We start from the raw sequence: 12540 nt of genomic DNA, 5'->3' as shown, positions 1-12540 counted from the left end.
CCGACAGCCCCTACTGCGATCTGCCGCCGCGCTCTGCGGAGGCCGGCGCGGGGCGCCGGCCTCCGGGCCGTGCGGTCCTCCCCGCTCCCCTACTTGATCTTGTAGTCCTGGCCGAGCACGACCGTCACGTCCGCGTTCGCGGCGGGTTTGCCCTGCTTCACGTCCTCCTCGGACAGCCCCAGGGTCTTGGCGACCTCCGTCGCCTTCGCCCTGTCCTCGGGGGTCCGGTACCGCACCTCGGACGACGTCTCGGCGTCGGCCTTCCCGCCGTCGACGTAGGAATAACCACCGTTGACCAGCTGAACCCGGGCACGGTCGCCGGCAGCCGCGTTCCCGGTGGCGTTCCGGACGCCGACCCGGACCGGCGCGCCCTCTTCAGGGGCCTTGACCGCGCCGCCCAGGATGTCCTTGACGACGCTTTCCGTGGCCTCGTCGGAGAGGGTGCCGTCGTCCTGGACCGGCAGGAGCTCCGTCTTGTAGTCCCCTACCTTGGCGTGCCCCGCCAGTTTGGCCAGGGAGGCGCCCAGGTCCTGCTCGGGCAGTGACGGGTCGAGGATCTGCGCCAGCGTCTCCACGGTGACCGTCGCGGCCTTCGGGTCCTCGGAGAGCTTGCGCAGCACACCCCGTACGACCGCGCCGAACCGCATCAGCTGCTTCGCCTCGGGCTCGCCCTCACCCCGGTAGGTGGCGTACGCGACGGCCATCGGACCGCTCAGCGTCTGGGCCTCGCCCCTGTTCACGAGAGGAGAGGCGCCCTTCTTGGCATCGGGCACATCGGTGTCGGTGTCGATCTCGATGTTGCCGACCAGCTCGACGAGGTTTTCCAGGTACGGGGTGTCCAGCCGCCACGTACCGCTGATCCTGGTGCCCAGGAGGCTGTCTATCGACTCACGGGTGCCGGTGCTGCCGTCGTCCTCGACGGACTTGCCCAGCGTGGTGGTCGTGGCGCCGTCGTCGGAGGCGACGGCGAGCGAGTTGGGGAGCAGGACGGTGGTGCCCTGCTTCGTGGTGGTGTTGTCGACGAGCAGCGCCGTGGAGGTGCCGCCCTTCTTGGTGTCGTGCAGATGGACCACGATGACGTCCCGCTGCTGCGGGCCGGCGGTGGTGCCGTTCTTCCCGTCCGAGCCGGAGAGGCCGGGCAGCATGTCCGCGGACCAGAGGTAGCCGACCCCGCCGACGAGTACGAGGGCGGCGACGACGATCAGCGCGACCATCCGGTTGCGGCCCTTGCGCCGAGCTTCCTCACGCCGTTCGCTGCGGCTCTCGGTGAACTTCAGCCAGTCGATGACGTCTTCGGAGTCCTCGTCGGGCTCCTCGATGAACGAGAACTGCTCGGTGCGGTAGTCGGCGGCGGGACGCCGCTGCTCCGGCAGCACGAGCTCCGGTTCCGGTACCGGATCGTCGGCGGGTTCCTCGGCCGGCCGGGCGGGCGCGGAAACGGGAGCGGCAGCAGGGGCCGGGGCCTGCGCCTGGGACGGGGCGGCTCCCTGATGCGGGATGTTCCACTGCTCGGCGGTGTCGACCGCGACGGGCTGCTGGGCGGTGCCGTGCCCGTAGTCGGTGTAGTTCCCGTAGCCGTACCCCTGATCGGCACCCTGTCCCTGCTGGGGCTGCTCCGCGTAGGGGTCGTACTGCTGGGGATGCCGGGCGTACTGCGACTGGTGCGGGTACTGAGGGTGTTCCGGTTGCTGCTGCTGCTGCGCTTGCTGGGGCTGGCCGTACGGGTCGTAGCCGTACCCCTGGTCCGGAACCTGACCCTGCTGGAACTCCTGACCCTGCTGGAAGCCCTGACCCTGTTGGAACTCCTGGCCCTGCTGAGGGGCGTAGGGGTCGTACTGCTGCTGCCCCTGCTGCTGGTACACCGGTTGCCCGTACTCGTCGTAGCCGACGATCTGCGGCTGCTGGTAGTACGGGTCGTACGGGTTCTGTCGGTCGTTCACCGGTGCCCCTCTCCGTGGCTCATTCGCCGCGGTACAGCTGGCGCTTGTCGATGTAGCGGACCACGCCGTCCGGCACCAGGTACCAGACCGGATCCCCCTGCGCGACCCTCCCGCGGCAGTCGGTGGACGAGATCGCCAGTGCCGGAACCTCCACGAGGGAGACCCCGCCCTTGGGCAGTCCGTCATCCGTGAGCACGTGACCCGGCCGGGTCACACCGATGAAGTGGGAGAGCGAGAACAGCTCCTCCGCGTCCCGCCAGGTGAGGATCTGGGACAACGCGTCGGCGCCGGTGATGAAGAAGAGGTCCGCGTCGCCATGGACCTCGCGCAGGTCCCGCAGCGTATCGATCGTGTACGTCGGTCCGCCACGGTCGATGTCACTGCGGCTGACCGAGAACTGCGGGTTGGACGCCGTGGCGATGACCGTCATCAGATAGCGGTCCTCGGCCGGGGAGACCTGCTTGTGGCTCTTCTGCCACGGCTGCCCGGTGGGGACGAAGATGACCTCGTCGAGATGGAACTGGGCGGCCACTTCACTGGCCGCCACCAGGTGTCCATGATGAATCGGGTCAAAAGTCCCGCCCATCACGCCGAGTCGGCGCTTGACGCGGCCGGTAGGCACTTCCTGCTCTCCCATGCGTGCAGAGCCTACTGGCACGGTTGTACGCCCCCGGCTCAGCGGTCGCGGTTGAAGCGGGTGGTGACCCACAGCAGGAACAGCAGCGCGAAGAGCGCGCCACCACCGGTCAGGTAGGGGTTGAGGCTTTCGTGGTTGCCGCCCTCGCCACCCTCGGAGGCGAGAGTGACCAGCTGGTGTGCGGTGCTCGTGAGGCTCATCTTCAGCAGGACCTATCGATCGGGAGTCGGAAGGAAGACGTCGGGCACATCGTATGCGGGCGCCCCGGGCACGCTCACGCCGACTCAGTCGTTGTTGTCGTCGTTGCGGTATCCGCGCAGCAGGAACCAGGCGAGCAGGGCCGCTCCGACGATCGAGACGAGCAGCACGATCCGCAGGGTGTTGCCCGGCCCCTGCTCCTCGGATGCGGCGGCGAGCAGTGCGACGGTGTGCGGCATTTCGGGCGCTCCTCAAAGTTATCCACAGCCCCCCGCACACCGTAGCGCCAGCACATACGCTGGGATTTGTCAGGGGGACGGGCGACGTCTCGTACGAACAGGGGGCCATCCATGACCGACAGCAGTCACGAGAACGTGCCGAGCAGGCAGCGCAGGCGATTCCCGGGAATCTCCTCCCGGGCGTACGAACACCCGGCGGACCGTTCGGCGCTGGTCGCCCTGCGCAAGCTGAGCGGTTTCGACACCGTGTTCAAGGCCCTGAGCGGGCTGCTTCCGGAGCGCAGTCTGCGACTGCTCTTCCTGTCCGACTCCGTCCGGGTGAGCGACGCTCAGTTCTCCCACCTCAACGACATGCTGCGGGACGCCTGTTACATCCTGGACCTGGAGAAGGTCCCGCCGATGTATGTCAACCAGGACCCTCAGCCCAATGCCATGTGCATCGGGCTCGACGAGCCGATCATCGTGGTGACGACGGGTCTGGTGGAGCTGCTCGACGAGGAGGAGATGCGGGCGGTGGTGGGCCACGAGGTGGGCCACGCCCTCTCGGGGCACGCGGTGTACCGCACGATATTGCTCTTCCTCACCAACCTGGCACTGAAGGTGGCCTGGATTCCGCTCGGCAATGTCGCGATCATGGCGATCGTGACGGCGCTGCGCGAGTGGTTCCGCAAGTCCGAGCTGTCCGCGGACCGGGCCGGGCTGCTGGTCGGTCAGGACCTCAAGGCCTCGATGCGGGGTCTGATGAAGATCGCCGGTGGCAATCACCTGCACGAGATGAACGTGGACGCCTTCCTCGCGCAGGCCGACGAGTACGAGAAGGGCGGCGACCTGCGCGACTCCGTGCTCAAGATCCTCAATGTGCTGCCCCGGACGCACCCGTTCACCACGGTGCGGGCCGCCGAGCTGAAGAAGTGGTCGGAGACCCGCGACTACCAGCGGATCATGGACGGCCACTACCCGCGGCGCGACGAGGACAAGGACACCTCGGTGACGGACTCGTTCCGGGAGTCCGCCTCGCACTACGCCGAGACGGTGCGCACCAGCAAGGACCCGCTGATGAAGCTCGTCGGCGACATCGCCGGTGGTGCGGGAGACCTGGGCGGCAAGCTGCGCGACAAGTTCACCGGCGGAGGCAGCGGCGGCGGTCCCGCTAAGGGGTCCGAGGGGTCCGGCCGCCCTCAGGACCCTGAGGAGGGGCCGGCGACGGCTGGGAGCTGATCGCCAGCGTCCCGCACAACGCCCCCGCGGGCCGGCCCGTGGTGTACGGGTCGGTACCCGCCGGGCCGCGGCCGTCCGTCCGTTCCCCGGCGAGCAGCGGACGCAGCGCCCCCGCGGCGTCCGCCGAGCAGGACTGCGGCCCGGCCCGCACATGGGCCTCGCGCAGCTCCGTCCGGTGCAGCCGCAGGTCCTCCCGGTCGAACCGGAAGTGCAGCTCGCGGCGCACGGTGAACAGGGAGGCGTCGCCCGTCTCGTGGGATGCCCCGGCGGCGGAGCGCAGGGCGTACGTGAAGGTGTGGTCCGAGACGACTTCCAGGGTGCCGCCTTCCGCCTCGGCGTAGGAGAGGGTGCCCCGGACCCGGACCTGCGGGTCCGCCAGCTCCGCGTCCGCCGGGTCGAAGCGCACCAGCCAGCCGGTGGCGGCGTGCTGTCCGTCGTCGGCGGGGGTGCTCATGCTCCGCTCGAACTGGGCCGTCTGGTCGGGGTCGAGCAGCTGCTCGACGGGGCGCAGGGCGTGACCGCCCAGGACGTCGGGGTTGAGCGAGGACTCCACCAGGTAGTCCTTGGCCGTGGCCAGGGCAGCCGTCACCTGGCTGTCCGAGAAGTTCTGCGTCCGCCGCACCGCGGGGAAGTTGATGCCCTCGGCGCCCGTCGGGTATTCCGCGGCGGGGCTTGTCGCGTAGAGGCGTTCGGGGGTGCCGCCCGGCACGGTGCCCCGGGGCGCGAGGGGGACCACGGTGGACCGCAGGGTTTCGGCGCGCCGGGCGGCGGGCTGGGGGTAGGGGTGGCGGAACCCTGTGTAGACGGCCAGGGAGAAGGCCAGGGCGATGAGTACGACGAGGGCTATGACGGCCCTGGAGCCGCTCCGGGAAGGGCGGGAGGGGTGTCCGGGAGGGAGGGAGCGGACCGCGCGGGCGTGCTCGCCCATCCGTTCCCGGGCGGAGAACTCCTGCAGCCGGGCAGCGCGGACGAACGATTCGTCGAAGACGAGGGAGCGGTACTCGTCCTCGCCGCCCGCGGGGTTCTCGGGCGGGCCTTCGGGGGGATCTCCGCGGCCTGTCATGACTTCTCCCGATCTCCACACCACCGGCCGAGATCGGTGTGCAACGGTCTGCTTCGGCCTGGAGGCGTACGGCAGTGAGAAGCCCCCTCGGAAGAGGGGCCATATCTTCAGGGTAGGTCGATCGGCCCGGACGTAAACGCGGAGGCGGGAGGCAACCGGCGGGGAGACGGTGGGGCGAACGGGTGAGGCGACGGGTGAAGGCCCCGCGGGGACGGGTTCAGGGGGTACGCGGTACCGCGGAGACCGCCGGGCGGGAGTGGTCGGCCGAGGCGGAGGGAGCGGCACCGGGCCTCTCGAACCCCGGTTCGGCGGCACCGGGTTTGTCCACGCCGCTGGTCACCGGCGGCGGGAGCGGCTCGCCCCGGCCGGGCGAGGAGCCGCGGTAGACGGCGGTGAAGGCCAGCGCGACCATACCGATGCCCATGACCAGGGCGAGCAGCCAGGCCACCGGGCGGTGCCAGCGTGCGGCGCCCCGGTACGGGCGCAGGGAGCCTCCGTGGCGCCCGTAGGGGCCTCTGTCGGCCTCGTCGCCGTAGTCGGGGTCCAGCGGGTCCCCGTACGCCCTCCCGCGGCCGTACGCGCCGTCCCGGCCGTAGTCGTCGTAGAGGTCGTCGTCCATGGGGCCGGCGCCGCGGCGTGACCGGGCCGCTTCGGCCTCGGCACGTGCCTGTGCGGCGGCGAGCAGTCTCTCGACCGCGGTGGGTTCATGGACCGGTGCGGCCCGTACGAAGTCCTCGTCGAACACCACGGCGGCGAAGTCCTCGTCCGCGCCCCCGCGGTCGTCGTCGTCGGGCTCCCAGCCGTCCGGGAACGGCTTGCCCCCCACGTCGTCCGGCACAGCTTCAGCGTAGCCCCGGTGGGGCGGTTTGGGCAGGGACCACCGCAAACTCACCCGTCCCGTCCACCCCGTCCGCCCCACCGGACGCCCGCAGAATCACGGGGCCCGACGGAATACCGCTCGTGCGCCCGCCCGGGTGACGCCGCGCACGCCCCGGGCGGATACCCACCCGCCCGGGTGACGCGTCCGCACGGGCACTGACACCCAGGGCCGGGGTCCGCGAGCCCCAGGACCCGCGAGCCCCGGGGTCCGCGAGCCCCAGGACCCGCGAGCCCCGGGGTCCGCGAGCCCCAGGACCCACGAGCCCCGGCCCCGGAAGCTCTACCTGATGTGGCCGTCGCCCGTGACGATGTACTTCGTCGACGTCAGCTCCGGCAGCCCCATCGGGCCGCGGGCATGCAGTTTCTGCGTGGAGATACCGATCTCGGCACCGAATCCGAACTGTCCGCCGTCCGTGAAGCGCGTGGACGCGTTCACCGCGACCGTCGTCGAGTCGACCAGTTGGGTGAAGCGGCGGGCCGCTGCCTGCGAGGTGGTCACGATCGCCTCGGTGTGGCCCGAGGACCAGAGCCTGATGTGCGCCACGGCCGCGTCCAGCGAATCCACGACCGCCGCCGCGATGTCGTACGAGAGGTACTCGGTCTCCCAGTCCTCCGCCGTCGCCGCCACCACCGTGGCCCTGGAGCCCTCCGCGTGGGCGAGCACCCGCTCGTCCGCGTGCACGGTCACTCCCGCCCCGGCCAGCGCGTCCAGGGCGAGCGGCAGGAACTCGGCGGCGATGTCCTGGTGGACCAGCAGCGTCTCGGCCGCGTTGCAGACACTGGGGCGCTGCGCCTTGGAGTTGACCAGGATGCCGACGGCCATGTCCAGGTCCGTCGAGGCGTCGACGTAGACGTGGCAGTTGCCGGTGCCGGTCTCGATGACCGGGACCGTGGACTCCTCGACGACCGTGCGGATCAGCGAGGCGCCCCCGCGCGGGATGAGGACGTCGACCAGGCCGCGGGCCCGCATCAGTTCGCGTACCGAGTCACGGCTCTCCCCCGGCACCAGCTGCACCGCGTCGGCCGGGAGGCCCGAGCCGCCGACCGCGTCGCGCAGGACCCGTACGAGCGCGGCGTTGGAGGCGTACGCGGACGACGAACCGCGCAGCAGCACCGCGTTGCCGGACTTCAGGCACAGGGCCGCCGCGTCCACCGTCACATTGGGCCGGGCCTCGTAGATGATCCCGACCACGCCGAGCGGCACCCGGACCTGGCGCAGGTCGATGCCGTTGGGCAGGGTCGAACCGCGCACCACCTCGCCCACGGGGTCGGGCAGCGCCACCACGTCCCGTACGTCGGCGGCGATGGCACGGATCCGCTCGGGCGTGAGGGTGAGCCGGTCGATGATTCCCTCGCTCGTCCCGGCCTCGCGGGCGCGGGCGACGTCCTCGGCGTTGGCCTCGACGATCTCCCCCGTGCGCACCTCCAGCGCGTCCGCGATCGCCAGCAGCGCGTCGTCCTTGGCGGAGCGCGGAAGTGGCGCGATGTCGGCGGCTGCGGCGCGTGCCCGGTAGGCGGCCTGCGCGACCGGGGACATGTTGTCGTACGGCGAAAGCGTGGTCATGCCCGCAGAGTAGTGCGCCCACTGCGGGCATCCGTCACGTATCCCGTGATGCGAGACAACCGCCCCGGGAGGTGGTCCGGTCAGTACGGGTGCACCCCGACCGGGGCCGCGGGCGGCGGCCCGTAGCCCTCGGCGACGCGCTGGTGGTACGTCTCCCGGTCGATCACTTCCAGCCCGACGATCTCCCAGGGCGGCAGCTTGGCGCTGGAGCGGTGCTCGCCCCACAGGCGCAGGGCCACCGCCGCCGCGTCGTGCAGATCGCGGGCCTCTTCCCAGTAACGGATCTCCGCGTGGTCGTTGGCGTAGCGGCTGGTCAGCAGGAAGGGATGGTCGTGCGCCAGCTGTTCCAGGCCACGTCTGACCTCCTTCAGCGGCGTCTCCGTGCCCGAGACGGAGAGGGTGATGTGCCACAGCTTCGACTGGGTGTGCTCCTCCTTCACCGTCACCGGTACCTGCTCGGCGGTGCGGTCGGCGGCCACGCTCCTGTCGAAGTCGGCCCCCGCTCCGACGCTGGTCAGGGCTCGGCTGCCCGTTCCGCGGGGCGGCGCCCCCGGGCGCGCTCGTCTCACCGGCGGCCTCCTGTGAATGTGTTGCTGTGCTGTACCCCTGGTGTCCCCGCTACAAAGTTGACCAGTCCGAGGCCCGGCTTGGGGCGGTTTTGGTGAAGGTCTCTGCCCCGAAGCTGGACTTTCAGCCGTTTCAGGGGGCGAGCCGGGGTGCGAGAACGACCAGATCGTCCCTGTGTACGACCTCGCGTTCGTAGGCGGGGCCCAGTTCCCTGGCCAGATCGCGCGTGGAGCGTCCGAGCAGCTGGGGGATTTCCTTGGCGTCGAAATTGACGAGGCCGCGGGCGACGGGCCGGCCGCTCGTGTCGCGCAGCTCCACCGGGTCACCGGCGGTGAACTCGCCCTCCACGGCGGAGATTCCGGCGGGCAGCAGCGAGGTGCGGCGCTCGACGACGGCCCGTACGGCCCCGTCGTCGAGGGTCAGCGCGCCCCGCGGGGTCGAGGCGTGGGCCAGCCAGAGCAGCCGGTCGGCGGAGCGGCGCCCGGTGGGGTGGAAGTACGTACCGGTGTCGCGGCCCGCCAGGGCGTCGGCGGCCCGGCTGGCGGAGGTGAGGACGACCGGGACTCCGGCGGCGGTGGCGATCCGGGCGGCCTCGACCTTGGTGACCATGCCGCCGGTGCCGACGCCCGCCTTTCCGGCGCTGCCGATCGTGACGCCCGCCAGGTCCTCGGGTCCGCCGACCTCGGCGATCCGGGAGGTGCCCGGGGTGCTGGGGTCGCCGTCGTAGAGGCCGTCCACGTCGGAGAGGAGGACCAGCAGGTCGGCGTGGACGAGATGGGCGACGAGGGCGGCGAGCCGGTCGTTGTCGCCGAAGCGGATCTCGTCGGTGGCCACCGTGTCGTTCTCGTTGACGACGGGGAGGGCGCCCATGTCCAGGAGCTGGTCGAGGGTGCGGTAGGCGTTGCGGTAGTGGGCGCGGCGGCTGGTGTCGTCGGAGGTGAGGAGCACCTGGCCGACGCGTACGCCGTAGCGGGCGAACGAGGCGGTGTACCGGGCGACGAGCAGTCCCTGCCCCACGCTCGCGGCGGCCTGCTGGCGGGCCAGGTCCTTGGGCCTGCGGACGAGTCCGAGGGGGGCGAGTCCGGCGGCGATGGCACCGCTGGAGACGAGAACGATCTCCCGTTCGCCGCCGCTGCGGACCTTGGCCAGTACGTCGACGAGTGCGTCGACCCGGTCGGCGTCCAGGCCTCCGGCCGCCGTGGTGAGTGAGGAGGATCCGACCTTGACGACGATCCGGCGGGCTTCGGTCACTCCCGGCCTTGCAGCTGTCACGTGCTTCCTCGCTCTGGCTCGCCCGGTGGATCCTCGGACCGGCCGCGGCCGCCGTGACGCTGTGCCGGGGCCGCCCCCGGCACAGCACAGTACGCGAGGGGCGGCCCCCCGCGCCGCCCGTTCCGTCCGGTGGACAGGGACGGGTGGGCGCGGGGTCGGGCGCCGGCGGCGGGAACGGCCGGTCCGGGCCGGGTCAGCTGTCGTTGACGCTCAGCATGCGGTCGACGACCCGGGCCGCGGCGCGGCCGTCGGAGGGCTCGCAGAAGTCGACCCGGAACTGCGCGTACTTCTCCTTGTACTCCTCCGTCACCGCGTCGATGTTCCGGATCGCGGCGACCAGGTCCTCGGAGGTCTTGATCAGCGGGCCGGGGGCGCGCGAGGTGAAGTCGAAGTAGAAGCCGCGCAGGGTGTCGCGGTAGTGCTCCAGGTCGTACGTGAAGAACAGCATCGGCCGCCCGGAGTGGGCGAAGTCGAACAGCACCGAGGAGTAGTCCGTGATCAGCACATCGGCGATCAGGTAGAGGTCGGCGATGTCCGGGTAGTACGTGACGTCCCAGACGAAGCCCTGTCCGGCGCCGGGGATGCTGTCGAGGACCTTGTGGTGCTTGCGGTACAGGAGCACATGGTCCTCGCCGAGCTCCCGCCGGGCCGCGTCGACGTCGATCTGGTTGTCCAGCTTGAAGCGGCGTCCGCCGTAGCGCTGGTCGTCGCGCCAGGTGGGTGCGTACAGGACGACCTTCTTGCCGGCGGGGATGCCGAGCTTCTCCCGTACCGCCGCCGCGCGCTTGACCCGGTCCGGGGCGTGGAAGACGTCGTTGCGTGGGTAGCCCGCCTCCAGGACCTCGCACTCCAGCCGGAAGGAGTTGGTCATGATCGGGGTGGTGAAGGAGTTGGGCGTGATGAACAGGCTGTACTGGCGCGAGCGCTGCGGCAGGCTCGCGATGTAGGCCAGGTTGGCCTTCGGGGTGCCGAGCAGGTCGGCGCCGATGCGCTTGAGCGGGGTGCCGTGCCAGGTCTGGACGACGACCTGGCCCTCGCGGCGGACGAACCACTCGCGGATGCCGCCGTTGGTGACGACGTAACGGCTGCGCGCCAGCGCCTCGTACCACTCCTTGCTGCCCCACTCCACGCCGCGTACGCCCGGCGGCAGGACGACCTGCTGGTCGTGGACCATCGCGATGTGCTCGACCTCGGTCCCCCGGCGCACCAGCTCCTCGTAGACGGCGCGGGGCGAGTCGGAGAACTGCTTGCCGCCGAAGCTGTTGTAGAGCACGGCCTCGCGCAGCGGCAGCTCGCGCTGCTCGGGGGTGTACACGTCGCGCATCAGCCGCTGCCGGTAGGCGCCGCGGAGTTCGGGGTCGAGGACCGCGCCGGACTCCACGAAGATCCGGTCGAAGTCGAGCCGCTCCACGGTGTACGTGCGGTGCGCGCCGCGGTGGGTCAGCGGCAGCGTGCCGACCAGGTCGGGGCGGATCGTGACGGGGATGTCGCGGGTGTGGTCCCACTCGGTGCGGGCCCGCAGGAAGGGCAGCCAGCGCCCGGCGCGCAGGGGCAGCGTGCCCTCGTACGCGGGCATGGTGTCCGGTGTGACGCGGGCGGTGAAGCGGCCGTCCGCGAACTCGGCCGGCAGCGGCCGGTCCTCGTTGCGGCCGGTGTGACGCAGGATCAGCTTCATCGATTCGGCGGGGCCGGTGTAGGTGCCGGACAGCACCAGTTCGCCGCCGCTCGACCACTCGACGCCGTCGACGACGGGCTGGACGCACCGCAGCTGCGGGGTGAAGTTGCCCGCGCCGTCGGTGACGACGGCGAATTCGAGGCCGCCGGGCAGCGGGTGGACACCCGTGGCCGGCTTGCGGCCGATGGTGGCGCGGCGCGTGGTGCCGTCCGCGAACACGATCAGCGCGCGGTACTTCCTGGCGCGGCCGGGGGTGACCCCGTCCACCGGGAGGTCCGCGAAGGACAGCCGGGCGGTGTGACGGAGCCAGCCGTCGCTGCCGGTGGCGCCCTGCTCCAGCGGGAGGTCGGTCACGTATCCGGTGGCCTCGTGGTCGATGCGCAGCGCGGTGGGCTTCTTGCCCGTGGCGCGGGAGCGCAGGGTCACGGTGAGGGTGTCGGCGTCCGCCTCCTGGGCCTCGACCTCGGCGGGCACGACGTCCACCGTGAGCTTGAGCCGGTTGCGGTCGAAGCCCGCGACGAGCCGTACGCCGTCGTCGAGCACATGGACCTGGCTGTGTCCGGCGGCGCCCGCGTTGTTCTTGGTCACGCTGCCGACGGACATGCCGCCGGGGCGCGGGATACCGACGCCCAGACGCCAGGTGCCCGGCTGCCACTGGCCGCGGGTGCGCAGGCGGGACGGGTCGATGCCGATCTCGAAGCCCGACCAGTCGTAGTTGTGCAGGGCGCCCTTGGCCTCGGCGGTGGCCTTGGGCTCCAGGACGGTGCGCACGCGCAGCGGCAGGGTGCTGCGGCTGCCCTGGCGGCGCAGGACGGCCACGCGGAGCGAGCGCCTGCCCGTCGCGGAGGGGACGTTGGGGATGTAGGCGTACCCGTGGACGACCAGCTTGCCGTCCTTCCAGGCCAGGTCCAGCAGCTTGCCGCGGACGGGCAGCTCGCTGCGGTTGAAGTTGCGCACCGTGGCGGGCAGCGAGGAGTTCTCCACACCGGGCAGTTCGATGCGGGCCCGGCGCAGGCCCCGTACCGAGAAGGCGCCGGGGTTCTCCCGCTCGTAGTGCAGCAGGTCCACGAGCTCGTCACCGCGCCCGCTGGCCGCCAGGTGCCACTTGACCCGGGCCATCGGCGAGAACTTCCGGACCAGCTTCGGGGCGGCCTGTGCCAGGAAGTCCTTGGCGGCGCTGTGGAATGCGGGGCGCTCCTCGACCGGGGTCTCCGGGAAGTACTTCATGAGCCGGCTGAGCTCTTCGGGAATCGCTTCGAGGGACGCCACGGCGGGAGGGCCTTTCCGG

General features: G+C 71.3%; 11 protein-coding genes. 1 reads left to right on the top strand and 10 read right to left on the bottom strand.

Annotation, left to right across the window (positions count from 1 at the left end; translation table 11 throughout):
- Positions 1 to 89: 89 nt before the first annotated feature.
- The 4 genes from ABT170_RS08475 to ABT170_RS08460 all read right to left on the bottom strand — a co-directional run bounded on the left by ABT170_RS08475 (position 90) and on the right by ABT170_RS08460 (position 3014).
- Entirely contained in the window at positions 90 to 1940 is a 1851-nt protein-coding gene (locus ABT170_RS08475) for an LCP family protein (protein ID WP_351865160.1), read from the bottom strand.
- 19 nt (positions 1941 to 1959) lie between these two features.
- Positions 1960 to 2577 carry a nicotinate-nucleotide adenylyltransferase gene (gene nadD / locus ABT170_RS08470; RefSeq protein WP_266930586.1) on the bottom strand — a complete coding sequence of 206 codons (618 nt, stop codon included), beginning with the start codon at positions 2575 to 2577 and terminating at the stop codon, positions 1960 to 1962.
- Positions 2578 to 2615: 38 nt separating this feature from the next.
- Positions 2616 to 2777 carry a hypothetical protein gene (locus tag ABT170_RS08465; protein ID WP_266930587.1) on the bottom strand — a complete coding sequence of 54 codons (162 nt, stop codon included), beginning with the start codon at positions 2775 to 2777 and terminating at the stop codon, positions 2616 to 2618.
- A gap of 84 nt (positions 2778 to 2861) precedes the next feature.
- Positions 2862 to 3014 carry a hypothetical protein gene (locus tag ABT170_RS08460; RefSeq protein WP_198953220.1) on the bottom strand — a complete coding sequence of 51 codons (153 nt, stop codon included), beginning with the start codon at positions 3012 to 3014 and terminating at the stop codon, positions 2862 to 2864.
- A 111-nt stretch (positions 3015 to 3125) separates the two neighbouring features.
- On the opposite strand from ABT170_RS08460, the gene ABT170_RS08455 reads away from it, so the two are divergent.
- Complete coding sequence (locus ABT170_RS08455) at positions 3126 to 4232, top strand: M48 family metallopeptidase (protein ID WP_329943985.1); 1107 nt, start codon at positions 3126 to 3128, stop codon at positions 4230 to 4232.
- Here the strand turns inward: ABT170_RS08455 and ABT170_RS08450 are convergent.
- The 6 genes from ABT170_RS08450 to ABT170_RS08425 form a co-directional block, all read right to left on the bottom strand.
- On the bottom strand, positions 4165 to 5295 hold the full coding sequence (locus ABT170_RS08450; protein WP_351865155.1) for an SCO2583 family membrane protein: 1131 nt from the start codon (positions 5293 to 5295) through the stop codon (positions 4165 to 4167). The genes ABT170_RS08455 and ABT170_RS08450 overlap by 68 nt on opposite strands.
- A gap of 217 nt (positions 5296 to 5512) precedes the next feature.
- Positions 5513 to 6133 carry an SCO2584 family spore wall biosynthesis protein gene (locus ABT170_RS08445; RefSeq protein WP_351865152.1) on the bottom strand — a complete coding sequence of 207 codons (621 nt, stop codon included), beginning with the start codon at positions 6131 to 6133 and terminating at the stop codon, positions 5513 to 5515.
- A gap of 321 nt (positions 6134 to 6454) precedes the next feature.
- On the bottom strand, positions 6455 to 7738 hold the full coding sequence (locus tag ABT170_RS08440) for a glutamate-5-semialdehyde dehydrogenase (protein WP_329943988.1): 1284 nt from the start codon (positions 7736 to 7738) through the stop codon (positions 6455 to 6457).
- 80 nt (positions 7739 to 7818) lie between these two features.
- A complete protein-coding gene (locus ABT170_RS08435; RefSeq protein ID WP_329943989.1) occupies positions 7819 to 8307 on the bottom strand; it encodes a DUF8830 family protein in 489 nt (162 codons plus the stop codon).
- A gap of 130 nt (positions 8308 to 8437) precedes the next feature.
- Positions 8438 to 9556 (bottom strand): glutamate 5-kinase, encoded by a 1119-nt coding sequence (proB, locus tag ABT170_RS08430; protein WP_351865245.1) that lies wholly within the window; start codon positions 9554 to 9556, stop codon positions 8438 to 8440.
- Positions 9557 to 9770: 214 nt separating this feature from the next.
- On the bottom strand, positions 9771 to 12521 hold the full coding sequence (locus tag ABT170_RS08425) for a CDP-glycerol glycerophosphotransferase family protein (RefSeq protein ID WP_329943990.1): 2751 nt from the start codon (positions 12519 to 12521) through the stop codon (positions 9771 to 9773).
- Between the last annotated feature and the right edge of the window lie 19 nt (positions 12522 to 12540).

The sequence above is a fragment of the Streptomyces sp. NPDC001787 genome, from assembly GCF_040297465.1.
In the GTDB taxonomy this organism is placed as follows: domain Bacteria; phylum Actinomycetota; class Actinomycetes; order Streptomycetales; family Streptomycetaceae; genus Streptomyces.
Note: the sequence above shows the minus strand (reverse complement) of the source record. Positions and strands in the feature narration are given on the sequence as shown.

Excerpts from the sequence above, each read along its gene's own strand:
- ABT170_RS08460 (WP_198953220.1), bottom strand. The coding sequence starts at position 3,014 with ATGCCGCACACCGTCGCACTGCTCGCCGCCGCATCCGAGGAGCAGGGG.
- ABT170_RS08455 (WP_329943985.1), top strand. The coding sequence starts at position 3,126 with ATGACCGACAGCAGTCACGAGAACGTGCCGAGCAGGCAGCGCAGGCGA.
- ABT170_RS08465 (WP_266930587.1), bottom strand. The coding sequence starts at position 2,777 with ATGAGCCTCACGAGCACCGCACACCAGCTGGTCACTCTCGCCTCCGAG.
- ABT170_RS08450 (WP_351865155.1), bottom strand. The coding sequence starts at position 5,295 with ATGACAGGCCGCGGAGATCCCCCCGAAGGCCCGCCCGAGAACCCCGCG.
- nadD (WP_266930586.1), bottom strand. The coding sequence starts at position 2,577 with ATGGGAGAGCAGGAAGTGCCTACCGGCCGCGTCAAGCGCCGACTCGGC.
- ABT170_RS08440 (WP_329943988.1), bottom strand. The coding sequence starts at position 7,738 with ATGACCACGCTTTCGCCGTACGACAACATGTCCCCGGTCGCGCAGGCC.